Genomic DNA, 26,501 nt, shown 5'->3' with positions numbered 1-26,501 from the left:
ACCGCCGCCCACCTCCTCGTACATCCGCCCGGAGGGTTACTCCGTGCGCAGCCCGTCCGCCCGCATCAGGCGCCAGAGGACCGGCATGCTCAGCAGCGTCACGGCCGCGATCAGGCCGAGACCGATCCCGACGACGGGCAGGAAGACCCACCAGTCCTGGACCTGCTGCCCGCCCATCTTCAGCAGGACCACCCCGAGGCCGGTCCCGCCCGCGACGGCGAGGACCAGACCGAGGACGATCGGCACCGCCGTCTGCCACAGCACCGACCAGCTCAGGGTGGAGCGCCGGGTGCCGAAGGCGACCAGCGAGGAGAGCAGCCGCTTGCGGTCCCTGAGCTGCTCCAGGGTCGCGACCAGGAGCGAAGCCGCCACCAGCAGCATCGTCAGCGTGGAGCCGACGAGGATGCCGGTGCGGACGCTGCTGAACGCGGCGTTCCGCTCGGTGTCCGCGAGCGTGCGGACCCAGGACGTCGGGGAGATGGCCTCCGCCGTGTTCCGTACGAGGTCGGCGGCGTCCGGCACGGCCGGGTCGAGCCTGACCATGGCCTGCGCGTCGGGGTCGTCGAGCCGGGCGGCGTCGATCGCCTTCGGGGTGGCGAGGACGCCGTACTCGTACATGCCCGTCGGGTCCGGGCGGGAGTCCACGACCCGGGCGGTGGCGGGGATGCGCCACCGCGGCAGCGGGCCGCCCTCGGCGCGCTTCGGCTCGTCCGGGTGCGGATGAGGGTCGCGCAGGGCGACCGTGGCGCCGGGCCGTGCCGCCCTGGTGACGAAGGAGTCGTCCGGGTTGCCCTGCGCGCCGTGCGCGAGGAAGACGAACACGTCGCCGTCCGTGCAGGAGGGCAGGACGGCGAACTCCGCGAGAGAGGCGCAGTCGCCGACCCTGAGCGAGGTCATCGGGGCGAACTCCTCGCCCTCTTTCAGGGGGCCCGCACGCCACACATGCGATTCGACGATGCCGGTGACGCCGGTGACGCCCTTGGTCCGCTCGAAGCGGTCGATCATCGCGCGGGCCTTGTCGGCGGTCCCGGCGTCGACACCGACGGCGATCTGGGCACGGGACACGTCCTGGCCGGTGACCTCGGTGAAGTCGTTCTCCATCGCCTGGAAGAGCATCTGGAGCGCGATCGCGCCCGTCGCGGCCACGACGATGCCGCTGACCGCGCGGGCCGCCGTGCCACTGCTCAGCTGGAGCCGGCGGACGGCGAGCTGCCAGGCCACCGGGCCCGCGTGGAGCCGCTTCACCCCGGCCTCGACGAGCCACGGCAGCAGGGTGGTCAGGCCGATCAGGGCGAGGGTGGTGCCGGTCGCCACGCCCACGGTGTCGAGGCTCGTCTCGGTCACCCGGACCTCGCCCATGAGCGGGACGAGCAGCGCGACCCCGGCCGCGAGGAGCAGCAGGCGCCACCACAGCCGACGGCGGCGGGGAGTGGAGGTCCGGACGACCCCGAGCGGCTCGATCACCACGCCGCGCAGCGCGAAGAGGGTGACCACGACGGAGGAGACCGGGACGGTGGCGAGGGTGAGCACGGCGAGCGCGGGCATCGGTACGACGTCGGACGGGTAGGCGTTGACGTCCCAGATGGTGAACGCCCCGGCGAACTGCCGGGCCACCGCGAAGAGTCCGAGGCCCACGAGGAGGCCGAGCAGCGAGCCCGCGAGGGACTCGCCGGCCGCGATCCGCCGGGTCATGGCGGTGTCCGCGCCGACGAGGCGGAGCGCCGCGAGCCGACGGTCGCGCTGCTCGCCGCCGAAGCGGACGGCGGTGGCGATGAAGACGAGCACGGGCAGCAGCAGGACGACGCAGGCGACGACGACGAGGAGGATCAGGAACGCGTTCATCGGTTCCTCGGGCACCGACCAGCCGTAGCGCACCCCGCGTCCGTCGAAGTTGTCGGTGGTGAGGAAGCCGACGTGGGCGACGTACCGGAGGTCGGCGGGGCCGATGAGGCCGTCCTGCCCGATGGTTCCGGCGACCTTGTAGGGGAGGCGCTCCTTGAGGAGGGCGCCGTCGGGGGAGCCGAGCAGGTCCCGGAGCGCGGGGGAGACCAGCATCTCGCCGCGCTGGGGGAACGCCGCCGCGCCCGGCGGGACCGCTGGGCTTTCGCCCTCCGGGGTGAGCAGCAGGCCGCTGATGACGTCGTCCCGGTAGACGGTGGTCCTGCCGAGGTGGAGGAAGGAGTCGTCCCGGGGCTCGTTGACCATCTCACTGCCGTCGACGGCGCGGACGGACTCGCGGACCTCCCGCTGGAAGAGCATGTTCGGCAGGGAGGAGGCGAGCAGCAGCATGGCCACGCCGAAGCCGACTCCGGTCGCGGTGAGCAGGGTGCGGAGGAGGCCCGAGCGGCCTCCGGTGACCGCGAACCGGGCGCCGAGCGCCAGGTCGCGGGTCCAGGTGCGGAGCGTCATGCCACCCACTCCGCGTCGCGTACGGCTCCGTCGCGTACGACGATCTCGCGGTCCGAATAGGCGGCGACACGGGCCTCGTGGGTGACGAGGACGACGGCGGCGCCGGTGTCCCGGGAGGCGTCGGTGAGCAGCTGCATGACCCGCTCGCCGTTGAGGGAGTCGAGTGCGCCGGTCGGCTCGTCGGCGAAGATCACCCGCGGGGCGGTGACGAGCGCGCGGGCGACGGCGACGCGCTGGCCCTGACCGCCGGATATCTCGCCGGGGCGCTTGTGCGCGGTGTCGTCGACCTCCAGACGGGCCATCCACTCGGCGGCCCTGGCCTCGGCGGCCTTCCGCTTCTCGCCGTTGAGGCGGAGCGGGAGGGCCACGTTCTCGACGCAGGTCAGCTCGGGGACGAGCTGGCCGAACTGGAAGACGAAGCCGAAGTCGGTACGGCGCAGGGAGCTGAGCGCACTGTCGGACAGGGCGGTGAGTTCGCGTCCGTCGTAGGTGATCGTGCCCGCGTCGGGGCGCACGATGCCGGCCAGACAGTGCAGCAGGGTCGACTTGCCGGAGCCGGAGGGTCCCATGATGGCGACGACCTCGCCGGCCCGGAGCGCGAAGGAGGCGCGGGCGAGGGCGGTGGTCGGGCCGTAGGTCTTGTCCAGGCCGGTGGCCGTCAGGAGCGGGGTGGGGGTCATCGGCGGATCTCCTCGGCGAGCCGGTCGAGGCGGGCGGCGGTCAGTTCCAGCCAGCGCAGGTCCGCCTCCAGGTGGAAGAGGGCGTGGTCGCAGATGAGCTGGTCGGCGAGGTCGCCGTCCTTCTTGCGGCGGGTGAGCTCTCGCATCAGGCGCAGGTGCTCGGCGCGCTGGGTGTCGAGGAGCTCGGCGGCGCCGCGGCCGGTCAGCAGGGCCAGGACGACCTTGGTGTAGAGCGTCGACTGGAGGTACGGCTCGGGCTTCTCGGGGGTGGTGAGCCACTGGGCGACATCGGTGATGCCCGCCTCGGTGATGGCGTACCGCTTCCGTTCCGGGCCGCCGCCCGCCTCGATGCCGTCGACGACGACGAGGCCGTTCTTCAGGAGCCGGGACATGGTCGAGTAGACCTGGCCGTAGTGCAGCGGCCGGTCGTGGCCGAACTTCTCGTCGAAGGCGCGCTTGAGGTCGTAACCGTGGCGCGGGCCGGACTCCAGGAGTCCCAGGAGGGTGTGACCGATGGACATGCGGGTCACTGTACACGGGGTGTATACCTACGATGTATAGCGGCCCGTCGGGAGGCGGTAAGGCCTGGTCGCAAAGCGGAAGGACTCCCTCACGCAACCATCGGCCCCGTCCGAGCGTCGGTTCCTCTGGGCATGGGTGCTGATTCTCACGTCCGGAAAAGGCGTGATCGGTTGTCCTTTGTCTGCATCGTCGGTGTTAGCTGACTAGCTGAGCAGATCCGGCGCGGGGGCACGGGCCGGGGCACGCCGGGACACACGACGAGCGGAGCGACACGACACATGGGCCGACCGGACAAGAGCAAGGCGAAGAAACGCGGCCTGCGCCGCTTCTTCTCCTGGAAGAAGCTCCTGGGCACCTTCTTCGTGGCCTGCCTGCTCGCCATGGGCGCCCTGTACGTCGTCTACCTCCTGGTCCCCGTGCCGACGGCCAACGCCGAGGCGATGATGCAGAGCAACATCTACAAGTACGCCAACGGCAAGGTCCTCGCCCGCACCGGCAAGATCAACCGCGAGATCGTCGGCCTCGACAAGATCCCCCTGAAGGTCCAGAAGGCGTTCGTCGCCGCGGAGAACAAGACCTTCTACAAGGACAACGGCGTCGACATCAAGGGCACCACCCGCGCCGCCTGGTCCACCATCACCGGCAAGGGCAAGCAGGGTGGCTCGACCATCACCCAGCAGTACGTCAAGAACTACTACCTGAGCCAGGACCAGACCGCGACGCGCAAGCTCAAGGAAATGGTCATCGCCATCAAGGTCGACCAGCAGTCGACCAAGAGCGAGATCCTCGCCGGGTACATGAACACCAGCTACTACGGTCGCAGCGCCTACGGCATACAGGCCGCGGCCCGCTCGTACTACGGCGTCGACGCCACCCAGCTCACCACCGCCCAGGGCGCCTACCTCGCCTCGCTGCTCCAGGCGCCCAACCAGTACGACTGGACCTCCGCGAGCACCACCGGCCGCAAGCTCGTCGAGGAGCGCTGGAACTACGTCCTCGACAACATGGTCGGCGAGGGCTGGCTCCCCGAGTCCGAGCGTGCCGCCATGAAGTTCCCCGTCCCGCAGAAGCCCAAGCCCCTCCCCGGCATGGAGGGCCAGACCGGCTACATCGTCGAGGCCGCCAACCAGGAGCTGATGCGCCAGGGCGTCAGCGAGGAGGACATCAAGGCCGGCGGCTGGACGATCACCCTCTCCATCGACGAGAAGCGGCAGAAGGACCTCGTCAAGGCCGTCGACCGGCAGCTGGAGGCCAAGCTCGACCGCAAGGGCGACAAGAAGGACGCCACCGTCCAGGCGGGCGCCACCTCCGTCGACCCGAAGACCGGCGAGGTCGTCGCGATGTACGGCGGCGTCGGCGCCACCGAGCACTGGACGTCCAACGCGACCCGCCGCGACTACCAGCCGGCCTCCACCTTCAAGCCGATCGTCCTCGCCTCCGCGCTCGACAACCGCTCCGTCACCCAGGACGGGCGCGAGATCGGCCTCGGCACGACCTACGACGGCACCAGCAAGCGCAAGGTCGTCGGCAGCGACATCCCCTTCGCGCCGGAGAACGAGGACAACCGGAGCTACGGCCCCGTCAGCGTCCAGAAGGCCACCAACAGCTCCATCAACTCCGTCTACGCCCAGATGATCGTGGACGTCGGCCCCGCCAGGACCAAGAAGACCGCCCTCGCCCTCGGCATGAAGGACGGCGCGGACTTCGGCGAGACCCCCGCCATGTCCCTCGGCACCATGGGCGCCTCCACGATGGACATGGCCGGCGTCTACGCCACGCTCGACAACCACGGCAAGAAGGTCACCCCGACCCTCGTGAAGGCCGCCGCGCACAAGGACCGCACGCTCTCCCCGGCCAAGGGGATCGGCGGGCAGGTCATCAGCCGCGAGGCCGCCGACACCGTCACCCAGGCCATGACGGGCGTCGTGCAGAACGGTTCCGGCTTCCGTGCCGCCGGCGAGTACGAGGCCGCCGGCAAGACCGGCACCTCCGAGAACAACCGCTCCGCCTGGTTCGTGGGCTACACCCCCGAACTCGTCACCGCCGTCGGCCTCTTCGGCGAGGACGCCAAGGGCAACCAGGTCACCCTCACCGACACCATCAACGCGGGCCGCGCCAACGGTGGCCGTACGCCCGCCCAGATCTGGGGCGACTACACCACCGGCGCCCTCGACGGCGGCTCCGACGCCTCCTTCGACCTGGAGACCGACGGCTCGACCGGCTTCGACCCGGACCCGACGCCCACCGGGAGCACCGAGCCGACGGAGGAGCCGACGACCGAGGAGCCGACGCAGGAGCCGACCACGCGGTCCCCGGACTCGACGCCCCCGCCGACCTCCACGGCCACCACGCCGGCCGAGCCGACGCGCGACCCGGCCACCACGCCGCCGGAGCCCACGACCGCCCCGCCGGTCACCGACGAGCCGTCACCGCCGCCGTCGATCGAGCCGCCGGACCCGGACACCAGCCAGGGCAGCACGGACCGCCCCCTGCAGTAGCGACACGAAAGGGCCGGCCCCCATGGGGGGCCGGCCCTTTCCCTCGCGCGTGCGGCCGCGCCGCGGCTACGACCGCGCGCCGCGCATACGACCGCGCCGCGGCTACGACTGACTCGGCGTCGCCAGCTCGAACCAGACCACCTTGCCGCCGGAGAGCCGGGTCGCCCCCCAGCGCCGCGCCAGCCGGTTCACCAGGAACAGGCCGCGCCCGCCCTCGTCGGTGTCACGCGCCCGCCGCTGCCGGGGCAGCTGCGGCGAGTCGTCACCGACCTCGCAGCGCAGCACGTCCGTCCGCAGCAGCCGCAGCGTCACCGGCCGTTCCGCGTACCGCACGGCGTTGGTCACGACCTCGCTGATCAGCAGCTCGACCGAGTCCGTCAGCTCCTCCAGGTCCCAGCGGGCGAGCGCCCGCCGCGCGAGCCGCCGGGCCCGGCCGGGGGCCGCGTCCTCCGGATCCAGGAACCAGTACGCCACGTCGCTCGGCGCGATGCCGTCGAACCGCGCCGCGAGCAGCGCGATGTCGTCGTCCCGGTCACCGGGACCCAGCATGTCCAGCACGTCGTCGCAGAGCGCCTCCAGCGGCGGCGAGTGGTCCGGCCCGGTCAGCTGCGCCGTCGCCGCGAGGCGCTCCCGCAGCTGCTCGATGCCGGTCCACACGTCCCGCAGCCGGGACTCCACCAGACCGTCCGTGTAGAGCAGCAGCGTGGCACCGGCCGGGGCGTCCAGCTCGACCGCCTCGAAGTCCACGCCGCCGACGCCGATCGGGGCGCCCGGGGGCACCCGCAGCACCTCGGCACGGCCGCCCAGGTGGAGGAGTATCGGCGGCGGATGACCGGCGTTGGCCACGGTGATCCGGTGCGAGACCGGGTCGTACACCGCGTACATGCAGGTCGCCATCCGGTTCTCGCCGAGCCGCTGCGCCTGCTCGTCCAGGTGGTGCAGGACCTCCTGCGGCGGCAGGTCGAGCCCCGCCAGGGTCTGCGCGGTCGTGCGCAGCTGGCCCATGATCGCCGCCGAGGTCATGGAGTGGCCCATGACGTCGCCGACGACCAGCGCGACCCGGCTGCCGGGCAGCGGGATCGCGTCGTACCAGTCGCCGCCCACCCGGGCCGTCTCGGCCGCCGGCAGATAGCGCGAGGCCAGCTTGACGCCGGTCGGCTGCGGCAGCGAGTCCGGCAGCATCGTCCGCTGGAGCTCGTCCGCGATGTACGCCTCACGGCCGTACAGCACGGCCTTGTCGATGCCGAGCGCGGTGTGCGTGGCCAACTGTGCCGCGACGAGCAGGTCGTTCGGCTCGAAGCCGGCCCGCTCGGGGCGGCGCAGGAACACGGCGGCGCCGATCACCCGGCGCCGGCCGCGCAGCGGCGCGAGGACGGCCCGCAGCCCGCCGGGCAGCGGATGCTCGGGGCCGAGGAGTTCGGTCAGCGCGGTCTTGGCGGCGGCGGAGTCGCCGAACACCGGCCGCACCCCGCGCAGGACCTCGGCCAGCGCCCCGCCGGACCGCACCTCGCAGAGTTCGGCCGCGGGGGTCGGATCCGGATCGGGTACGAGGACGAGCTCCTCGCCCTCCAGATCGCTTAACCGCAGCCGGTCCGTGCGGCGCAGCCGCAACACGAACGGCGCGACCGGCCGCTCGTCGCCCACCGGCAGCGGGTCGCGGAGGTAGACGAGGATCTCGTCGGAGAAGGTCGGCACGGTCGCCCGGCACAGACCCAGCACGATCTCGTCCAGGTCGATGCCGCGGGCGATGCGCCGCGTCGCCGCCCCGACGAACCGCAGCTTCTCGCCCTCGCGCCGTGCGACGGTGTCCCCGCCGCGGCCGCCGCCCTGGAGCTGCGCCGACACGGCGACGGCCATGGTTCCGGGGCCGCCGGGGGCCGTGGGCGGCGGGGGCGCGGGCAGGTCGGGGCCCGGCGTCGCGGCGGCCGCCGGGCCCGCCGGCCCGCCCGGCTGTGCGGGCACGTCGGAGGGCAGGCCGGCCGCCGCCTCCTGGCGAGGGCGCGCGCGTTCCTGCGACCGGGCAGCCAGGGGCTGCCGGCCTTCGTGGGAGGTGGGATGCTCCGTCACGCGTGGGATTCCGTCCGTCCGGGCCGGTGGTGCGATGCACTCGCTCTTCTCGCCGATGCCGCGCCTTCGGCGGGGCTAAACCCCTTGTGTGCGGTGGATGTGAAGGCTCCGCGAGCGGTGGCACCAGCGGGGGTCGGAACACCCGGGCAGACGTCCGGCACTGCTCTCCCCCTCGTGGATGACTTCTGGTCAGGTCCTGCGCTGAGTTCGGTCGTTGACGTGCTGCTCCGTCGGTCTGACGTGCCGTTCGGTCCGCCTCTGCCGTGCGGAGGACGATCCTACGTTTGAACCCCGGGGGCGCATCAAGGGTCTCACGGTGCCGTGTGCGCCGGAGTGCGGTCCCAGTCGGCCGGCAGCTCCGGAACCCGCCATGCCGGATCGGGCCGCCAGTTCTCCCAGCCGTCCGAGAACGGCGCCCCCCACGCCGTGATGCGGTCCACCGCACGCTGCCCCGCGCCCCGCACGCGTGCGGCCAGTTCCGGACCCATCAGACCGGACCGCTGCGCCTGCGCGAACTCGTCCTCGTCCCGCCACAGCCAGCTGCGGTCGGGGTAGACGGAGATGTCGAGGAAGTGGTCCTCGGAGTCGAAGCCGCCGGACCAGCGGACCCGCGGCTCCTCCAGGTTCACGTACCAGCTGCGGAAGCGCCAGCCCCGCTCCCAGAACAACCACACGGACCACGGCTCGCCGGGCCGCGCCAGCATCAGGACGCCGCTGCCGGACCACCGCGCGCGTTCCGTGGTGCGCGGCGCGGTGTAGCGGGTGGCGAGGGGCTCCTCGTGCACGGGCGTGCCGTCGGCGAGCACCGGGCGGACGCATTCCGTGCCGGGCGCCATCCAGACCGCGAGGAGGTCCGGTGTGTCCTGGACGACCGTCACCGGTCGGCAGATGTGCACGTCTCCGGTGCCGTTGCCGCGGTAGCGCCAGAGGATGTGCTCCCCCGGCGCCCAATGCTGAGAGCCGCCCGATCCTGTCATGCGCAGATCTTAGGGGCGCGCTCCCACGACCGCAGCGGCATGGATCACGGATGAGTCATCCGAGTACGTCTGTCACGGGCGCGTCATCCGCAGGACGTCCAGCGCCTCGTCCAGCTGCTCGACCGTCAGGTCGCCGCGCTCCACGTACCCGGACTCCAGCACCACCTCGCGGATGGTCTTCCGCTCGGCCAGCGACTTCTTCGCGACCTTGGCGGCCTCCTCGTAGCCGATGTACTTGTTCAGCGGGGTGACCACGGACGGCGAGGACTCGGCGTACTCGCGGGCCCGCTCGACGTTGGCCGTGATCCCGTCGACCGTGCGGTCGGCGAGCAGCCGGGACGCGTTGGCCAGGAGCCGTACGGACTCCAGGAGGTTCTTGGCCATCACCGGCAGCATCACGTTGAGCTCGAAGTTCCCGGCCGCGCCGGCCACCGCGACCGTGGTGTCGTTTCCGGTCACCTGCGCGGCGACCATGAGGACCGCCTCGGGGATCACCGGGTTCACCTTGCCCGGCATGATCGACGAGCCGGGCTGGAGGTCGGGGAGGTTGATCTCGGCGAGGCCGGTGCGGGGTCCGCTGGCCATCCAGCGCAGATCGTTGGCGATCTTGGTGAGGGAGACCGCGATCGTGCGGAGCTGCCCGGACGTCTCCACCAGGGCGTCCCGGGCGCCCTGCGCCTCGAAGTGGTCGCGGGCCTCGGTCAGCGGCAGGCCGGTCGCGCGGGCGACCTCCGCGATGACGGCCGCGGAGAAGCCGGCCGGGGTGTTGATGCCGGTGCCCACCGCCGTACCGCCGAGGGGGAGTTCGGCGAGCCGGGGGAGGGCGGAGCGCAGCCGCTCGACCCCGTACCGGACCTGGGCCGCGTAGCCGCCGAACTCCTGGCCGAGGGTGACCGGGGTGGCGTCCATGAGGTGCGTACGGCCGGACTTCACCACCGACGCGAATTCGGCCGATTTTCGCTCAAGGGAAGCGGCCAGATGATCGAGGGCGGGGATCAGGTCGCGGGTGACGGCGCCGGTGGCCGCGATGTGGATCGAGGACGGGAAGACGTCGTTGGAGGACTGCGAGGCGTTCACATGGTCGTTGGGGTGGACCTCGCGGCCCTCGGGGAGCCGCTCGGTGGCGAGGGTGGCGATGACCTCGTTGGTGTTCATGTTGGACGAGGTGCCGGAACCGGTCTGGAAGACGTCCACCGGGAAGTGCTCGTCCCAGCGCCCCCCGGCGACCTCCTCCGCCGCCGAGACGATGGCCTCGGCGCGGTCCCGGTCGATCACGCCGAGCTCCGCGTTGACCTGGGCGGCGGCGGCCTTGATCCGGGCGAGGGCCTCGATGTGGGCGCGCTCCAGGCGCTGCCCGGAGACCGGGAAGTTCTCCACGGCCCGCTGGGTCTGGGCCCGCCACTTGGCGTGCGAGGGGACCCGCACCTCACCCATGGAGTCGTGTTCGATCCGGTAGCCGTCGGCCTGGTCTGTGTCGTTCATGTTCCTCAACCTCCTATGAAAGATGAGCACTTGTCTTGTTCGATGTATTCCCATCGGGCGTACCGGCCAGTAAAAACCGTGGGTAACCCCACTTCCAGGAGGCGCAATGACGCGCACCAGGTACAGACACCGCTGGCCCATCGCCGCCGTCGCCGCGGCCGCCGCCGCGCTCGGCACGATGACCGCCGCCGCCCCCGCCGGAGCCGCCGGCACGGACGCCGCCGGCACCAGCGCGGTGACCGCCGCCGTACCGCTCCCGCCCGCCCTCGAAGCCGTTCGCGCCGCCGAGGCCACCAAGATCTACGGCAGTCCCGAGGAGCGCCCGCTCGCCCAGCGCAGGACCGGCCTGATCTCGCTCGGTGACAGCGAGATCTCCGGCGAGGGGGTCGGCACCTACGAGTCCCCGACCAACGGTCCCACCAACTGGTGCCACCGCTCGCCCGACGCCGCCATCCACCGCACCGGAATCCCCGCGGACCTCACGTTCAACGTGTCCTGCTCCGGCGCGTACACCGGCAACATCCGCATCGGCGGCTCGAAGCAGTACGCCGACGAGCTCGTCCAGAGCGACAACCTGGCCGTCAAGGCGCGCAACACCCGGATCAAGATGATCACCCTCGTCGCCGGCGCCAACGACGACCTGCAGTTCGGGCCCGTCATGACCGACTGCGTCCAGCGCTATCTGCTCCTCCAGGGTGCCTGCGAGCCCGCGTACGCGAGCGGCTGGCAGGCCCGCGTCGACGCGCTCGTCCCCAAGGTCGAGCAGACCGTCCGCGACCTCAAGGCCGTGATGCGCGACGCCGGTTACGCCGACGGCGACTACAAGCTCGTCGTCATGGGCTACCCCAGCCCGATCGGCCCCGACTTCCGCGACAACCCCGGCTTCCCCGGCAAGCTGATCTGCGGCGGACTCGGCTACGACTCCGACACCGTCTGGGGCCGCAACACCGCCGTCCCCGCCTTCGAGCGCGGGATGCGCGCGGCGGCCGCCTCCACCGGCGCCGTCTACCTCGACAACTCGCGGCTCTTCCACGGCCACGAGGTCTGCATGGAGGACGCCTGGGCCCGCGGTCTCTACATCGACCTCTCCAAGCCCGGGACCCCGGACGAGAACTCCGTACGGCAGTCCTTCCACCCCAACGCGCGCGGGCACGCCGCCTTCGCGTCCTGCCTCACCCAGATCTACAACTCGGGTGTGCGTGAGGCCAGTTGTGCCGACGTGAACTCCTCGGGCACGCCGACCCTCTTCCCGCTCGCCTGGGACGACGCCTACAAGCCCCTGAAGAACCAGGCCACCGGCAACTGTCTGGACGTCGACGCGGCCACCTCGTCCAACGGCACGGCCGTCCTCGGCTGGGACTGCCACGGCGGCCGCAACCAGGGCTGGTGGTACGACTCCACCCGTCGCACCGTCCACACCCAGCTGACCCAGGACCGCTGCCTCGACGTCCCCGCGTCCGGCTACCAGGCGGGCAGGGCGCTCGTCCTGTGGAACTGCCACGGCGGCGCCAACCAGAGGTTCGTCCGCGACGGCGCCACGATCCGCCCGGCCGACGCGACCGGCCTCTGCCTCACCCAGAGCGCGGCGAAGCAGCCGATCAGGCTCCAGACCTGCGACGGCTCGGCGAACCAGAAGTTCGCGTAGCCGGCCGACACCCCGTCAGCACCGTGGCCCCCGTCCGATCACGGACGGGGGCCACGGGCCTGCTCCGTACCGGCGCGGGCTCAGAGCGCCCGGAGCGTGGTCCTGGCCAGCTCGTAGGCCGGGATCATCGCCCGGTGCTCCGCGGTGTCGAGCCCCCCGAGGTGCACGATCACCGTCCCCCTCGGCGTCGAGACGGCGAAGGCGCGCTCCTCCTTCGACTCCTCCATCACCTTGTCGTGGACGGTGTACGTCACCTCGGTGACCGGCCCCGCGCCGGACCCGCTCTCCCTGTAGACCACCTCGGACGTGTTCTGCTCGGCCTTCACGAACCCTTCGAGGGCCGCCCTGGCCGGGCCCTTCCCGGCCGTCCACACCCGCAGGAAGCCCACATGCCCGGCCGGCTTGGCGTCGACCTCGCAGCGCACGGTGGCCGGCCCCTGCCGGGTGAGCGCCGCGAACTCCGGGTTCTCGGGGTCCTCGACCGCCTTCGGCGTCCACTTCTCCGCCACCCCGAAGGACACGGGCAGCGCGCAGACCGTCCCCGGACCGCCGACGGTCCGGGCGGACGCGGCGGCGGGCGCCTTCCCGGCAGGGGCGGGCGTCTGTGCCGCGGGAGCCGCCGTGGGCCGTGCGCCCTGGGTGACCTCGGGCACCGGCTCGACGTCGGCGCAGCCGCTGAGCAGCAACCCCGCCGCCACGGCGGCGCCGACCGGGGCCAGGGTCCGTATCGGGTGTCTCATGCGCGTCAGCGTAGTGGCGGTCCGGCCGTCCACCGGACGGACGGGTCCGGGAGGCGGCGTCGCGCCACGGGTGAAGCCGCCCGGGCGGAGTCCGGCCGGGTCCGGGCGGGCTCACCGCGGTGGTTCAGGAGAGCTTGCCGCCGTAGTCCGGGAGCTTGAACGTGCGCTCGGCGTGACCGCCGACCAGGTCGGTGGTGTTGTTGCCGATGTTCGCGATGATCGTGTAGCCCTTGCCCTCGATCTTCGCGCGCTGCTCCGTCTTGTACGCGCTGACCTCGGCGAACAGGTCGGGAAGCGAGCGCACGTACAGCCCGTCGACCGGGTAGCCGACCTGCTTCAGGTTCCAGTCCGTGAGCGAGTGGATGATCCCCGGGCGGGCGGTCACGAAGAAGATGTCGACCCCGCGGTCGTGGGCCTCGCGGACGAGGGTGCGCACCTCGGCGATGGCCGGGGTCGGCAGCTCCCAGAAGGGGTGGAAGTCCGTCTCCAGCGAGCTGTTGTCGATGTCGAGGACGATCGCCTGCTTCTCGTCGCCGGCGTTCCTGGAACGCTCCTCGATGTACGGGCGGGCCTGCGCGACCACGGCGGCCACGTCACGGCGCCAGGTCGTGTAGTCGACGTCCTTGAAGGCGGCGGTCGAGGTGCTGTGGCCGTCCGGGTCGGAGGCGGAGGCGGTGGGCGCGGGGCCGACGACGAGGAAGGCGGTCAGCGCGAGCGTGGCGGTGGTTCCGGCGGCGGCGCGCCTGCGGAAGGGCGTGACGGGCATGGGGGGCTCCTTGGTCGACCGGCTCGGGGACTTTGGCATGCTCGCGCTCAATACTGGACAGTAGGCAACGAGATGGCTACCGGTCGGTAGCGACTTTCTGAGCGAACGACGAAGCCCCGGGCCGGTCGACGAAGCCCCGGGCCGGACGACGAAGCCCCCCGGTCCAGGAGGACCGGGGGGCGGATGTCAGGCGTCGGGTGATCAGCCGAGACCGGGGCCCCGCACCGGGATGTGCGTGAACGTCGGCTCCGGGGCCGGGTTCTGGAAGAAGTCGTTGCCCTTGTCGTCCACCACGATGAACGCAGGGAAGTCCTCGACCTCGATCTTCCAGACCGCCTCCATGCCGAGCTCCTCGTACTCGACGACCTCGACCTTCTTGATGCAGTCCTGCGCGAGCCGCGCCGCCGGGCCGCCGATCGAGCCGAGGTAGAAGCCGCCGTGGCTGCCGCAGGCGTTGGTGACCTGCTGCGAGCGGTTGCCCTTGGCCAGCATGACCTTCGAGCCGCCCGCCGCCTGGAACTGCTCCACGTACGAGTCCATCCGGCCGGCCGTCGTCGGGCCGAAGGAACCGGAGGCGTACCCCTCGGGGGTCTTCGCCGGGCCCGCGTAGTAGACCGGGTGGTCCTTCAGGTACTGCGGCATCTCCTCGCCCGCGTCCAGGCGCTCCTTGATCTTGGCGTGCGCGATGTCGCGCGCCACGACCAGCGGGCCGTTGAGGGAGAGGCGGGTCTTGACCGGGTACTTGGTCAGCTCGGCGAGGATGTCGTCCATCGGCTGGTTCAGGTCGATGGTGACGACGTCGCTCTCCTCGGAGAGATGCTCGTCGGTCGTCTCCGGCAGGAAACGCGCCGGGTCGGTCTCCAGCTGCTCCAGGAAGACGCCCTCGGCGGTGATCTTCGCGACGGCCTGGCGGTCGGCCGAGCAGGAGACGGCGATCGCGACGGGCAGTGAGGCGCCGTGGCGGGGGAGACGGACGACGCGGACGTCGTGGCAGAAGTACTTGCCGCCGAACTGCGCGCCGATGCCGATCTTCTGCGTCAGCTCGAAGACCTTCTCCTCCAGCTCCTTGTCGCGGAAGCCGTGGCCGGTCTCGGCCGAGCCCTCGGCGGGCAGCTCGTCCAGGTAGTGCGCGGAGGCGTACTTCGCGGTCTTGAGCGCGAACTCGGCGGACGTGCCGCCGACGACGATCGCCAGGTGGTACGGCGGGCAGGCGGCCGTGCCGAGCGAGCGGATCTTCTCCTCCAGGAACTTCATCATGCTCGCCTCGTTGAGCACGGCCTTCGTCTCCTGGTAGAGGAAGGACTTGTTGGCGGAGCCGCCGCCCTTGGCCATGAAGAGGAACTTGTACGCGCCGCCGTCGGTCGCGTACAGCTCGATCTGCGCGGGCAGGTTCGAGCCGGTGTTCTTCTCCTCCCACATGGTGACCGGGGCCATCTGCGAGTACCGCAGGTTGAGCTTGGTGTACGCGTCGTAGATGCCCTTGGAGAGGGCCTCCTCGTCGCGGCCGGAGGTCAGCACGTTCTGGCCGCGCTTGCCCATGACGATCGCGGTGCCCGTGTCCTGGCACATGGGCAGGACGCCGGCGGCGGCGATGTTCGCGTTCTTGAGGAGGTCGAGCGCGACGAACTTGTCGTTCGACGAGGCCTCGGGGTCGTCGATGATCCGGCGCAGCTGGGCCAGGTGGGCCGGGCGCAGGAAGTGCTGGATGTCGCGGATGGCCTCGGCGGCCAGGGTGCGCAGCGCCTCCGGCTCGACCTTGAGGAACGTACGGCCGTCGGCCTCGAAGGTGGAGACACCTTCGGAGGTCACCAGGCGGTAGGGCGTGGTGTCCTCTCCCAGGGGGAGCAGATCGGAGTACGCAAACTCTGGCATGGGGGCCATTCCTCACTCGGCAAGACGGCGCACCGCCTCCGTTGGCAGTGCGCCCTCCAGCGTAGAACGAGGCCCGGGGCCCGGTCCTGTGAGGTAAGGCTCACTTGGGGCCGGGACCGTGCCGGAGTGGCGTGTTTCGAGGGGTCCGGTCGAGCGGGGGCCGGGGCGGTCCGGTCGGTCTCGGGGCATGGCCGGTCGGGGTCGGGTCGGGTCGGTCTCGGGGTGAGGCCGGCCCCGGGACGGGCAGGGGCTCCAACGCGCCGTTTCCGGCGTCCGGTTCGAGACTTGTCCACAGGCCGCGGCCCCGCCCCCTGGTCGCGATCTATCGCGTTTCGCTAGGCTGGCGACGTGGACCTCGAAAAGAAGCCCGAACCCGAAAAGCAGCCGGAGCCGCAGCGGCAGGCCGCACCCGCCGAGCCCGCCCCCGCGGAGACCGTCTTCGCCGACCCGCAGGGCTCGTTGCGGGCCTCGGACGCGGACCGGGACCGGATCGCGGACATCCTCAGGGACGCCCTGGCCGAGGGGCGGATCGACGCCGAGGAGCACTCGGACCGGATCGACTCGGTGTACCGCGCGAAGACCGTCGGGGAGCTGGAGCCGATCGTCCGCGACCTGCCGGGCGCCCGGACGCGCCAGGAGCCCGCGCCGGACTACGGGTACGGCCCGGAGGACGCCGACGGTCCCCCGGCCAACCTCGTCGCGATCTTCTCCAGCACCACCCGCAAGGGACGGTGGCGGGTGAGCCGCCGCACGAACGCGTTCGCGCTCTTCGGGAACATCGAGATCGACCTGACCGAGGCGATCTTCGCGCAGCGGCTGACCACCATCAACGCCACGTCGATCTTCGGCAACGTCGAGGTCCGGGTCCCGGAGAACATCAGCCTGCGGGGCAACGGCAGCGGGATCTTCGGCAACTTCGAGGTCGTGACCCTGGAGGGCGTCGACCCGCAGGCCCCGGTCGTCGTCATCAACGGCTACTCGGTCTTCGGGAACGTCGAGGCCAGACCCAAGCGCGGCAAGTGGATCACCGACCTCCAGGACAGGATGCGCAAGCACCTCGGCCACTGACGCGGCGACGCGCGACGCGACGCACGGGCCGACCCGCGAGGCGGCGTGAGGTGAGGGGCGCGAGGCTCCGGCTACGGGGTCCCGCGACCGGGTCCCACGGCCGGGTCCCACGGCCAGGTCCTGCGGACGGGGCCACGGCCGGGTCCTGCGGCCGGGTCCACGGCCGGTCCCGCCTTCGGCCCCACGGCCGGGTCCCGCTGCCGGGTCCTACACGCCGTTCCGACCGGCGGCCAAGGGGTGACCGGAATTCGCCCTCGGGTATCCGCAGTGCGGAACGGCGCGGCACGCAGTGCATAGGCGCGCGCACAGCGGGTAGGGCTGGTGCATCGCCGCTCGCTCGCGAAGCCGTCGTCAGGAGTAGACCGTGCTGCAACTGCCGCATCAGCCCCTCCAGGTCGCCGCCGTGCCCCCTCAGCGCGCCCCTGCACGGGAGGACGAGGCCGGTCCTTGGCACGCGGAGGCGGTGTGCCGCCGGGACGAGGCCGGACTGTTCTTCGCCCCCTCCAAGGAGCCGACCGCCGCGCGGCTCGCGCGTGAGGCGGCGGCCAAGCGGGTCTGCGGCCGCTGTCCCGTGATGGTCGAGTGCCGGGAGCACGCGCTCCTCCAGCCCGAGCCGTACGGGGTGTGGGGCGGGCTCACCGCGGCGGAGCGCCGCGTCGCCCTGGCCCGCCGCCGGCGGCGCGAGGTGGAGTTGCGGAAGGCGGCCGCGACCGACCGCATCGCCCAGGCGGGCTGACGCGGACGCGCAGCCTTCGCGGCTGACGGGTAGCGCGGCCACCGCCGTCGTTCCGTACGGGAAGGGGCGCCCCCACCGCACATGGGGGCGCCCCTCTTCGTACCGCTTCGTGGTGAAGCGTGGGTGCTGCGTCGACCGGCGCCGCTACTTCGCGCGGTCGAAGTCGATCTTGCTGTACGCGCGCAGCTTCGAGAGCCGGTGCGTGGAGTCGATCTGCCGGATCGTGCCGGACTTCGAGCGCATGACGAGCGACTGCGTGGTCGCCGTCTCGGCGCGGTAGCGCACCCCGCGGAGCAGCTCGCCGTCGGTGATGCCGGTCGCGACGAAGAACACGTTGTCGCCGCCGACCAGGTCGTTCGTGGAGAGCACCCGGTCCAGGTCGTGGCCCGCGTCGAGGGCCTTCTGGCGCTCGGCCTCGTCCTTCGGCCACAGCTTGCCCTGGATCACACCGCCGAGGCACTTGATGGCGCAGGCGGAGATGATGCCCTCGGGGGTGCCGCCGATGCCCATGAGCATGTCGACGCCGGTGCCCTCGCGGACCGCCATGATCGAACCGGCGACGTCGCCGTCCGAGATGAACTTGATGCGGGCGCCGGTCTCGCGGATCTCCTTGACGATGCCCTCGTGACGGGGGCGGTCCAGGATGACGACCGTGATGTCCTCGGGGGAGGAGTTCTTCGCCTTGGCGACCCGGCGGATGTTGACCGAGACGGGGGCGTTGATGTCGACGAAGTCGGCGGCCTCGGGGCCGGTGACCAGCTTGTCCATGTAGAAGACCGCGGACGGGTCGAACATGGTGCCGCGGTCGGCGGCGGCCAGGACGGCGATCGCGTTCGGCATGCCCTTGGCGTTCAGCGTGGTGCCGTCGATCGGGTCGACGGCGATGTCGACCTCGGCGCCGGTGCCGTCGCCGACCCGCTCGCCGTTGAAGAGCATGGGCGCTTCGTCCTTCTCGCCCTCGCCGATGACGACCACGCCGTTCATCGAGACGGTGGAGATCAGGGTGCGCATGGCGTTGACCGCCGCGCCGTCCGCGCCGATCTTGTCGCCGCGGCCGACCCAGCGGCCGGCGGCCATGGCGGCGGCCTCGGTGACGCGGACCAGCTCAAGGGCGAGGTTGCGGTCGGGAGCCTCGGGGGAGACCACGAGCTCGGGCGGCAGATTCTGCTGCTCGGTCATCGGAACGCACCTTTCTGTACGGCGACGGCCGGTTAAGGGAGGGTGCTGCGACTCTATCGGTACGTCGACAAAATGAGCAGAGGGGCCCACGTATGAGCACGGACCCTTGATGCGACCATGGTGCGCGTGGCAGGTATGCGAGGCAGGCAGACGGTACGCGGGATGTTCCAGTCCCTCGGGGTGATCTTGGTCGCCGCGGGAGTGATGTATCTCTTCATTCCGCATGATGAGAGCGCCGAACCGGTCAAGGCGAAGGACTACCGGGTCGAGCTCCTGACGGCTCAGCGGGCGGCACCGTATCCGGTGCTGGCCCCCGAGGGCCTCGGCGAGGGCTGGAAGGCGACGGTCGTCTCGTACAAGCGCGAGAACGCCGACGCCTGGCAGCTCGGCTTCCTCTCGCCGGACACCCAGTACGTGGCGATCCACCAGTCGACGGCGGCGCCGAAGACCTTCGTGCCGGACGTCACCCAGCGGGCGAAGAACACCGGCAAGACCGAGACGGTGGCGGGCCGGGTCTGGCAGCGCTGGGAGGGCCCGAAGTACGACGCGCTCGTCCGGGTGGACGGCGGGGCGACGACGGTGGTGACCGGCACGGCGTCGTTCGAGCGGCTCACCGAGATGGTGGGCTCGCTCCAGTCGAAGAAGGCCTGATCCGGAAAGCGCGAAGAGACCGCGAAGAGAGCACGGAAAGGCCCCGCACTCGTGGAGTGCGGGGCCTTTCCGTGTCGGCTCCGCCGTCGTCACCGCGTCAGCGGACTCAGACGGTGGTGACGACCTCGTCGAAGGAGAGGCGCGGGGAGCGCGGGAACCAGGCGTCCTCGCCCGGCTTGCCGATGTTGACGACCATCAGCGGGGTGTGGTCGTCGTCCAGGAACTCCTTCTGGACGCCGGCGAAGTCCAGGCCGGTCATCGGGCCGGCGGCCAGGCCGGCGGCGCGGACGCCCACGATGAAGTACGCGGCCTGGAGGGCGGCGTTCAGGACGGCGGACTGCTCGCGGACCGGACGCTCGGCGAAGAACATGTCCTTGGCCTGCGGGAAGTGCGGAAGCAGGGCCGGGAGCTCCTCGTGGAACTCGTTGTCGGCCGAGAGGATCGCGACGAGCGGGGCGGTGGCGGTCTTGGGCCGGTTGCCCTCGGCCATGTGCTTGACCAGGCGCTCGCGGGCCTCGGGGGAGCGGACCAGGGTGATGCGCAGCGGGGTCTGGTTGAAGGCGGTCGGGCCGTACTTCACCAGGTCGTAGATCGCCTGGAGCTGCTCGTCGGTCACCGGCTCGTCGGTGAACGTGTTGGCGGTGCGGGCCTCGCGGAAAAGGAGATCCTGAGCGGCGGCGTCAAGGGCGAGAGACATGCTGCGTACCTTCCGGACTGCAAAGGGGGGTCGCTCGTGGGGATCCAAGCGATGTCCTCGACAGTACGCCGAAGATTGGTGAAAGTTCAACCAATCCATCCGGATAGTGATCCGCTTCACTCGCCAGTGTACGCCGCACCGACGAGTCGCCGCAGGCCGGCGGCGCGGGGCGGCCCTCGCGGGGGCGGCTACGGGGTTCCGCTCGGGCGGTCCGGGGGCGGGCGGCGGGGTTTCGCCGGTGCGGGCCGGGGGCGGGCGGCCGGGGGTCCGCCCCCCGTACATGCCGGGGGCGGGCGGCCGGGTCTCGCCGATGCGGGGCGGGGCCGGGCGGCGGGGTTCCGCCCCCGTAGCTGCCGGTGCCGGGCGGGTGGCCGGCCCGTGCGGCGGGCGGGCGGCCCCGGCGTGGGCGGCTACTCGTCCCCGTCGCCGCCCGCGGCGCCCTCGGCCTCCTCCGCCGCGCGTTCGGCGGCGAGCGAGGCGTCCAGCCGGGCCCGCGCCCCTTCCAGGCGGCGCCGGCAGACCTTCGCCAGCTCCTCACCGCGCTCCCAGAGCGCGAGGGACTCCTCCAGGGACGTCCCGCCCGCTTCGAGCCGCCGTACGACCTCGATCAGCTCGTCCCGCGCCTGCTCGTACCCGAGCGCCGCCTCGTCCGTACCCGATCCCGCCGTACCCGTTCCCGCTGCCATGTGCCGCTCCACCCTCCGTAACCGGTTCTCTTGCGTCCTGCGTGGTCCTGCTTGCGATCCCGCGGGGGTCCTGATCAGGCCGGGTCGGCCACGCGCCGTACCGCGAACTCGCCCTCCGCGACCCGGGCCCGCAGCTCCTCGTCCACCGCGACCTCCCCGGGGGAGCGGACCACGGAGCCGTCGGCCCGCTGGAGCACCGCGTACCCCCGCTCCATCGTCGCGGCGGGCGACAGCGCCCGGACCCGCGCCTGTGTGTGCGACAGCTCGGAGTCCGCCCGGTCCAGGAGGTGGCCGAGGACCCGACGGCTCCGCGCGAGCAGCGCGACGAGCTCGTCCTCGCGGACCTCGACCATGCGCTGCGGGTGCTCCATGACGGGCCGGGCGAGCGTGTGCGCGAGACCGCGCTCCTCCCGGTCGAGCAGCCCGCGCACGGTCCTCAGCGCCCGGTCCCGCAGCCCGCGCACGCGGTCCAGCTCCTCGCCGACGTCCGGCACGACCTTCTTGGCCGCGTCGGTCGGCGTCGACGCGCGCAGGTCGGCCACGAGGTCGAGGAGGGGCGAGTCGGGTTCGTGGCCGATGGCCGAGACCACCGGCGTACGGCAGTCGGCGACGGCCCTGACGAGCTGCTCGTCCGAGAACGGCAGCAGGTCCTCGACGCTGCCGCCGCCCCGGGCCACGATGATGACGTCGACGTCCTCGTGGGTGTCCAGCTCCTTGACGGCCTGGATGACCTGGGGCACGGCCTTCACGCCCTGCACCGCCACGTTCCGCACCTCGAAGGCGACGGCGGGCCAGCGGCGGCGCGCGTTCTCCAGGACGTCCCGCTCCGCCGCGGAGGCGCGGCCGCAGACCAGGCCGATGCGGTGCGGCAGGAACGGCAGCGGCTTCTTCCGGTCGAGCGCGAACAGCCCCTCGGAGGCCAGGCTCCGCTTCAGCTGCTCGAGCCGGGCGAGCAGCTCGCCGATCCCGACCGGCTTGATCTCCACCGCCCGCAGCGACAACTGGCCGCGCGGCGCGTACCACTCGGGCTTGGCGCGCACGACGACCCGGGCACCCTCCGACACGACGTCCGCGACGGCGTCGAAGACCTGGCGGTAGCAGGTGACGCCGATGGAGATGTCGTACGAGGGATCCCGCAGCGTCAGGAAGACGACCCCGGCGCCTGGGCGCCGGGACAACTGCGTGATCTGCCCCTCTACCCAGATCGCCCCGAGCCGGTCGATCCACCCCCCGATCAGACGGGAGACCTCACCGACGGGAAGCGGTGCTTCGGCGGACGTAGTCAGAGCCATGGACCGAGCGTAACCGCGCGATACGACAACGTCAGGGGCACGCGCACGGGGCACGCGCCCGCCCGGCCCCGGCTTGTCCCGGGCTTGCCCTGCCCGGGGCCGCAGGTGAGCCCGCCCCGCGAAGATCCGCCCCCGCCCCGCAGCGAGCGCCCCGCCCCCGACGCCCTCGCGACGCGAGGCACCGTGAGGTCCCGAGACGCCTGGCCCCGCTCGCGGCGCGACGCCCCGCGACGCCTCGCGCCCCGTCGCGAGCGAGGCCCTGCGACGCCCAGCGGCCCCGCGAGGCTCCTCAGCGTTCCGCCGGAGTCCTCGTCGCGCCCCGCACAGCCAGCGCCCCGCGAGGCTCCTCAGTGTTCCGCCGGAGTCCTCGTCGCGCCCTGCACTGCCAGGACGATCAGGCCCACGCCCAGCCAGACCACGCCCACCACCTGCGCCGCCACCGAGGCCTCCACGATGACCGCGATCAGGATCGCGGCGCCGAGCACGGGCAGCACGACGTGCTTCAGCCAGTGCGGCGGCCCCTCCGCGCGCCGTACCGCGAACCAGCCCACCACGCTCGCGTGCAGCAGGACGAAGGCCGTCAGGGCGCCCACGTCCACGACCGACACCAGGTGGTCGAGGCCGTCGTCCCGCCGGGCCGCCCACACCGCCGCGATCATCGTCACAGTCGCCGACACCAGGAGCGCCACCCGCGGCACGCCCCCGTCCGTCCGGGCGAGCAGATGCGGCAGGCGCCGGTCGCGGCCCATCGCGAAGAGCAGGCGGCCACCGGCCGCCTGCCCCGCGAGCGCCGCGAAGGCCGCGCCGATCGCCTTCGAGACGGCCACGAGGTCGTGCAGCCAGCCGCCGACCGCGCTCTCGACGGCGTCGTAGAAGGCCGACCCCTGCTTCCCCGGGTCGGCGGCGAGCTCGGCCGAGGAGACCGGTTCGAGCAGGGCCACCAGCCAGGTCTGCGCGATGAACAGGACACCCGCGAGGGCCAGGCAGAACAGCAGTGCCCGTGCCACCTTGGCCGAGCCGCCCGTGACCTCCTCCGCGAAGGAGGCGATCGCGTCGAAGCCCAGGTAGGACAGGACGGCCACGGACACCGCGCCGATGACGGCGGCCAGGGAGAACGCCCCGTCACCGGTGATCGGCGACCACCAGTCGCGCCGGGCCCCGTCCTGCGCGAGCGCCACGATCGCGGAGACGACGAAGACCAGCAGCACGACGATCTCCATCGCGAGCACCGCGAGGCCGACCCGGGCCGCCGCCCGTACGCCCCAGAGGTTGAGCAGGGTCGTCAGGACGACGGCGATCCCGGTCCACACCCACCGGTCGACCTCCGGGACCAGCGCCTCCATGGCGATGCCCGCGAAGAGGTAGGCGACCGCCGGGATCAGCAGGTAGTCGAGCATCGCCATCCAGCCGGCGATGAACCCCGGACCCTCGCCGAGGCCCTTGCGCGCGTACGTGAAGACGGAGCCGGCCTGCGGTGCGACCCGCACCATCTGCGCGTAGCTGAAGGCGGTGAACGCCATGGCGACCGTGGCCACGACGTACACGAGGGCGACCGAGCCGCCGGACTTCGCGTCGAGCGTGCCGAAGACGCCGACGGGCGCCATGGGGGCGATGAAGAGCAGCCCGTAGACGACCAGGTCCCGGAACCCGAGGTTCCGACGAAGTCCCGTATGTTCCGCGTCTTCCCCGCGCGCCGCCACCTGCGATTCCTCGGCCATGGCCACAGTTTCGGCCACGGCACCGATCAAACCGCTCACCGACGCGGCCTTACGATGGGACGCATGACTGCAACGCCCGCGTCGACGCCCGATTCCGCCTCCGCGACGAACCGCCCGAAGCGTGTCCTGCTCGCCGCTCCCCGCGGCTACTGCGCGGGCGTGGACCGTGCCGTGATCGCGGTGGAGAAGGCCCTGGAGCAGTACGGGGCCCCGATCTACGTCCGGCACGAGATCGTCCACAACAAGTACGTCGTCCAGACCCTGGAGCGGAAGGGCGCCATCTTCGTCGACCAGGCGACCGAGGTGCCGCCGGGCAACATCGTGATGTTCTCCGCGCACGGCGTCGCCCCGACCGTCCACGAGGAGGCCCGCCAGGGCCGCCTCGCGACCATCGACGCCACCTGCCCGCTGGTCACCAAGGTCCACAAGGAAGCCGTCCGCTTCGCCAACGAGGACTTCGACATCCTCCTCATCGGCCACGAGGGCCACGAGGAGGTCATCGGCACCTCCGGTGAGGCCCCCGACCACATCCAGCTGGTCGACGGCCCCGGCGACGTCGCCAAGATCGAGGTCCGCGACCCGTCCCGGGTCGTCTGGCTCTCGCAGACCACGCTCTCGGTCGACGAGACGATGGAGACGGTCGACGCGCTGAAGGAGAAGTTCCCGCAGCTGATCTCCCCGCCGTCCGACGACATCTGCTACGCGACGCAGAACCGCCAGATCGCGATCAAGGAGCTGGCCGGCCAGGCCGAGCTCGTCATCGTCGTCGGCTCGAAGAACTCCTCGAACTCGATCCGCATGGTCGAGGTCGCCAAGCAGGCCGGCGTCCCCGCCGCCTACCTGGTCGACTTCGCGAGCGAGATCGACGAGGCCTGGCTTGAGGGCGTCACCAGCGTCGGCCTCTCCTCCGGCGCCTCCGTCCCGGACATCCTCGTGCAGGAGGTCCTGGAGTGGCTCTCCGAGCGCGGGTACGCGGACGTGGAGATCGTCAAGACGGCCGACGAGTCCCTCACCTTCTCGCTGCCCAAGGAGCTCCGCAACAAGGACCTGCGGGCCGTCGCCGAGAAGCTCGGCGCGGGCGAGCCCGCGGCGACCGCCAAGGAGTAACCCGGCACCCCAGCCCGTACCGTGGATTCCATGAACGTCTTCGGAGTGGACATCGGCGGCTCGGGCATCAAGGGTGCCCCCGTGGACCTGGAGCGCGGGGCGCTCACCGAGGAGCGCCACAAGGTGCTGACCCCGCACCCCGCCACACCCGACGGTGTGGCGGGGTGCGTGGCGGAGGTCGTGGCGCACTTCGGCTGGACGGGACCGGTGGGGGTGACGTTCCCGGGGGTGGTGACCGGCTCGACCATCCGCACGGCGGCGAACGTCGACAAGTCATGGGTCGGCGTGGACGCCGGCACTCTGCTGAGCGACCGCCTGGGCGGCCTCCCGGTGACCGTCCTGAACGACGCCGACGCGGCCGGAATCGCCGAGATGACCTTCGGCGCGGGCCGGGGCCGCAAGGGCACCGTGATCATGCTGACCTTCGGCACAGGCATCGGCTCGGCCCTCTTCGTCGACGGCCGCCTCGTCCCGAACACGGAGCTGGGCCACCTGGAGCTCAAGGGCCACGACGCGGAGACCAGGGCGTCGACGAAGGCCAAGGAGGACGAGGACCTCAGCTGGGAACACTGGGCGACGCGCCGCGTGCGGAAGTACCTCGCGCACGTGGAGATGCTGTTCTCGCCGGAGCTGTTCATCATCGGCGGCGGGGTGAGCCGGAAGGCGGACAGGTTCCTGCCGCTCATCGAGGACATCAGGGCGGAGATCGTCCCGGCGGAACTCCAGAACAACGCGGGGATCGTGGGGGCGGGAATGGCGGCGGGAGCGGCGTAGGGGCTCCAGGAGCAGGGGGCTCTACGCCGCCGGGGACGCCGAGGCGGCGTAGAGCCCCGGCGGTCCGGGGATGCCGAGGCGGGGACCCCCCGCGGGGTGCCGAGGCGTCTTCGCGTACGCGGACGGGGGCGCCGAGGTGTCCTGGGCGACCAGGCGTCTTCGCGTACGCGGGCCGGGAGCGCCGAGGTTTCTTCGGGGGCAGGCGTCTTCGCGTACGCGGACCGGGCTAGCCGACGGGGCGGCGCCGAGGGGTGCGGCCGCCCGACGCGGGCCCCCTCCCACCGGCCCCGGGCGCCTCACCGGCGCCGGCGGAGGCTCCGGCCGAGGCGCCGCCGGAGGCCGCGGCTGCCGCGGCGGCGGTGCGCACGAGGTGCTGGCGCCGCCCCATCTCCCGCACCTTCCGCACGCTCGCGATGAGCCCGGCGACCAGGGTCCCGCCGTACAGCCAGCCGGCGTGCACGGCGAGGGCCGTCACGACGGCCATGGCCTGGCCGCCGAAGCCGCCCGTGCCGCCCGCGATGGGGACGACGCCTACGGCGAAGGCGATGGGCACGCCGATGGGGGCGGTGACGAGGTCCGCGGCACGGACCCAGAGCGCGGTCAGGGCGCTGACCGGCAGGAACAGCAGTCCGTAGACGACCGGGGAGCCGTCGAGGAGCAGCCGGTCGAGGCAGCCGAGCGTCAGCATGACGGCGGAGGCGAAGAGGCCGGCGCCGAGCCCGGTGAGGCGTGGCTGGGGGAGCCGCCGCAGCGCGAGGACGACGGGCGGCACCGGCCGTCCCGTCGGCTTCCCGGCCACCGCCCCGGGTGCCCCGGCGCGCTGGACGCGGGGGCCGCCGGGGCCCCGCCGGGTCCGGCCGGTCACGCGGTACACGGCCGCGCCCTCCACGAGTGCGGGGGGCGGGGTGACGGGCGGCGTGACGGGGGTTTGGGGC

General features: G+C 72.1%; 22 protein-coding genes. 7 read left to right on the top strand and 15 right to left on the bottom strand.

Annotation, left to right across the window (positions count from 1 at the left end):
• Positions 1 to 36: 36 nt before the first annotated feature.
• From ACIP84_RS25780 to ACIP84_RS25770, 3 genes are read right to left on the bottom strand one after another with little or no spacing between them, the layout of a single operon-like run.
• A complete protein-coding gene (locus ACIP84_RS25780) occupies positions 37 to 2,409 on the bottom strand; it encodes an FtsX-like permease family protein (protein ID WP_401800647.1) in 2,373 nt (790 codons plus the stop codon).
• Positions 2,406 to 3,089, bottom strand: a complete 684-nt coding sequence (locus ACIP84_RS25775; protein ID WP_355961930.1) for an ABC transporter ATP-binding protein — start codon at positions 3,087 to 3,089, stop codon at positions 2,406 to 2,408. The genes ACIP84_RS25780 and ACIP84_RS25775 overlap by 4 nt, the downstream gene beginning before the upstream one ends.
• Positions 3,086 to 3,610, bottom strand: a complete 525-nt coding sequence (locus ACIP84_RS25770; protein ID WP_017239865.1) for a PadR family transcriptional regulator — start codon at positions 3,608 to 3,610, stop codon at positions 3,086 to 3,088. Before ACIP84_RS25770 ends, ACIP84_RS25775 begins: the two co-directional genes overlap by 4 nt.
• Before the next feature lie 279 nt (positions 3,611 to 3,889).
• Between ACIP84_RS25770 and ACIP84_RS25765 the strand changes: the two genes are divergently transcribed.
• Positions 3,890 to 6,109 (top strand): transglycosylase domain-containing protein, encoded by a 2,220-nt coding sequence (locus tag ACIP84_RS25765; RefSeq protein WP_401800643.1) that lies wholly within the window; start codon positions 3,890 to 3,892, stop codon positions 6,107 to 6,109.
• A gap of 102 nt (positions 6,110 to 6,211) precedes the next feature.
• Here the strand turns inward: ACIP84_RS25765 and ACIP84_RS25760 are convergent, their stop codons facing one another.
• The 3 genes from ACIP84_RS25760 to ACIP84_RS25750 all read right to left on the bottom strand — a co-directional run bounded on the left by ACIP84_RS25760 (position 6,212) and on the right by ACIP84_RS25750 (position 10,635).
• Positions 6,212 to 8,176: an ATP-binding SpoIIE family protein phosphatase gene (locus ACIP84_RS25760; RefSeq protein ID WP_355961936.1), complete on the bottom strand. Its 1,965-nt coding sequence runs from the start codon at positions 8,174 to 8,176 to the stop codon at positions 6,212 to 6,214.
• 311 nt (positions 8,177 to 8,487) lie between these two features.
• Positions 8,488 to 9,153, bottom strand: a complete 666-nt coding sequence (locus ACIP84_RS25755; protein WP_355961939.1) for a DUF402 domain-containing protein — start codon at positions 9,151 to 9,153, stop codon at positions 8,488 to 8,490.
• Positions 9,154 to 9,225: 72 nt separating this feature from the next.
• Positions 9,226 to 10,635 carry a class II fumarate hydratase gene (locus ACIP84_RS25750; protein ID WP_401800638.1) on the bottom strand — a complete coding sequence of 470 codons (1,410 nt, stop codon included), beginning with the start codon at positions 10,633 to 10,635 and terminating at the stop codon, positions 9,226 to 9,228.
• A gap of 106 nt (positions 10,636 to 10,741) precedes the next feature.
• Here ACIP84_RS25750 and ACIP84_RS25745 point away from each other — a divergent pair, with 106 nt between their 5' ends.
• Positions 10,742 to 12,280, top strand: a complete 1,539-nt coding sequence (locus ACIP84_RS25745) for a ricin-type beta-trefoil lectin domain protein (RefSeq protein WP_401800636.1) — start codon at positions 10,742 to 10,744, stop codon at positions 12,278 to 12,280.
• A gap of 80 nt (positions 12,281 to 12,360) precedes the next feature.
• On the opposite strand, the gene ACIP84_RS25740 is transcribed toward ACIP84_RS25745, so the two are convergent.
• The 3 genes from ACIP84_RS25740 to ACIP84_RS25730 form a co-directional block, all read right to left on the bottom strand.
• Positions 12,361 to 13,020 carry a lipoprotein gene (locus ACIP84_RS25740; RefSeq protein WP_401800633.1) on the bottom strand — a complete coding sequence of 220 codons (660 nt, stop codon included), beginning with the start codon at positions 13,018 to 13,020 and terminating at the stop codon, positions 12,361 to 12,363.
• A gap of 124 nt (positions 13,021 to 13,144) precedes the next feature.
• Positions 13,145 to 13,786 carry an HAD family acid phosphatase gene (locus ACIP84_RS25735; protein WP_401800630.1) on the bottom strand — a complete coding sequence of 214 codons (642 nt, stop codon included), beginning with the start codon at positions 13,784 to 13,786 and terminating at the stop codon, positions 13,145 to 13,147.
• A gap of 201 nt (positions 13,787 to 13,987) precedes the next feature.
• Positions 13,988 to 15,658: a fumarate hydratase gene (locus ACIP84_RS25730; protein WP_073909739.1), complete on the bottom strand. Its 1,671-nt coding sequence runs from the start codon at positions 15,656 to 15,658 to the stop codon at positions 13,988 to 13,990.
• 348 nt (positions 15,659 to 16,006) lie between these two features.
• Between ACIP84_RS25730 and ACIP84_RS25725 the strand changes: the two genes are divergently transcribed.
• Both ACIP84_RS25725 and ACIP84_RS25720 read left to right on the top strand, forming a co-directional pair.
• Complete coding sequence (locus ACIP84_RS25725) at positions 16,007 to 16,726, top strand: DUF1707 domain-containing protein (RefSeq protein ID WP_355961957.1); 720 nt, start codon at positions 16,007 to 16,009, stop codon at positions 16,724 to 16,726.
• A gap of 364 nt (positions 16,727 to 17,090) precedes the next feature.
• Entirely contained in the window at positions 17,091 to 17,462 is a 372-nt protein-coding gene (locus ACIP84_RS25720; RefSeq protein ID WP_030320581.1) for a WhiB family transcriptional regulator, read from the top strand.
• A 144-nt stretch (positions 17,463 to 17,606) separates the two neighbouring features.
• On the opposite strand, the gene glpX is transcribed toward ACIP84_RS25720, so the two are convergent.
• Entirely contained in the window at positions 17,607 to 18,641 is a 1,035-nt protein-coding gene (gene glpX, locus ACIP84_RS25715; protein WP_355961961.1) for a class II fructose-bisphosphatase, read from the bottom strand.
• Positions 18,642 to 18,758: 117 nt separating this feature from the next.
• On the opposite strand from glpX, the gene ACIP84_RS25710 reads away from it, so the two are divergent.
• Positions 18,759 to 19,292 carry a DUF4245 domain-containing protein gene (locus ACIP84_RS25710; RefSeq protein WP_355961964.1) on the top strand — a complete coding sequence of 178 codons (534 nt, stop codon included), beginning with the start codon at positions 18,759 to 18,761 and terminating at the stop codon, positions 19,290 to 19,292.
• A gap of 106 nt (positions 19,293 to 19,398) precedes the next feature.
• On the opposite strand, the gene ACIP84_RS25705 is transcribed toward ACIP84_RS25710, so the two are convergent.
• From ACIP84_RS25705 to ACIP84_RS25690, 4 genes are all read right to left on the bottom strand, one after another.
• Positions 19,399 to 19,989, bottom strand: a complete 591-nt coding sequence (locus tag ACIP84_RS25705) for a malonic semialdehyde reductase (RefSeq protein WP_355961966.1) — start codon at positions 19,987 to 19,989, stop codon at positions 19,399 to 19,401.
• Positions 19,990 to 20,399: 410 nt separating this feature from the next.
• Entirely contained in the window at positions 20,400 to 20,675 is a 276-nt protein-coding gene (locus tag ACIP84_RS25700) for an exodeoxyribonuclease VII small subunit (RefSeq protein WP_355961969.1), read from the bottom strand.
• A 74-nt stretch (positions 20,676 to 20,749) separates the two neighbouring features.
• Positions 20,750 to 21,967, bottom strand: coding sequence for an exodeoxyribonuclease VII large subunit (gene xseA, locus ACIP84_RS25695; RefSeq protein WP_355961972.1), 1,218 nt, complete (start codon positions 21,965 to 21,967; stop codon positions 20,750 to 20,752).
• Positions 21,968 to 22,314: 347 nt separating this feature from the next.
• Positions 22,315 to 23,685: an APC family permease gene (locus ACIP84_RS25690; protein WP_401801114.1), complete on the bottom strand. Its 1,371-nt coding sequence runs from the start codon at positions 23,683 to 23,685 to the stop codon at positions 22,315 to 22,317.
• Positions 23,686 to 23,739: 54 nt separating this feature from the next.
• Between ACIP84_RS25690 and ACIP84_RS25685 the strand changes: the two genes are divergently transcribed.
• A complete protein-coding gene (locus ACIP84_RS25685; protein ID WP_401800624.1) occupies positions 23,740 to 24,792 on the top strand; it encodes a 4-hydroxy-3-methylbut-2-enyl diphosphate reductase in 1,053 nt (350 codons plus the stop codon).
• A 30-nt stretch (positions 24,793 to 24,822) separates the two neighbouring features.
• Positions 24,823 to 25,566: a polyphosphate--glucose phosphotransferase gene (gene ppgK, locus ACIP84_RS25680; RefSeq protein WP_355961979.1), complete on the top strand. Its 744-nt coding sequence runs from the start codon at positions 24,823 to 24,825 to the stop codon at positions 25,564 to 25,566.
• 226 nt (positions 25,567 to 25,792) lie between these two features.
• Here ppgK and ACIP84_RS25675 read toward each other — a convergent pair whose 3' ends face one another.
• Complete coding sequence (locus ACIP84_RS25675) at positions 25,793 to 26,365, bottom strand: DUF6542 domain-containing protein (RefSeq protein WP_355962008.1); 573 nt, start codon at positions 26,363 to 26,365, stop codon at positions 25,793 to 25,795.
• Between the last annotated feature and the right edge of the window lie 136 nt (positions 26,366 to 26,501).

Origin of the sequence: Streptomyces sp. NPDC088707 (assembly GCF_044752725.1) — a bacterium.
Lineage (GTDB): Bacteria > Actinomycetota > Actinomycetes > Streptomycetales > Streptomycetaceae > Streptomyces.
The sequence above is the reverse complement of the archived record's forward strand: the minus strand, read 5'-3'. Positions and strand labels throughout refer to the sequence as shown.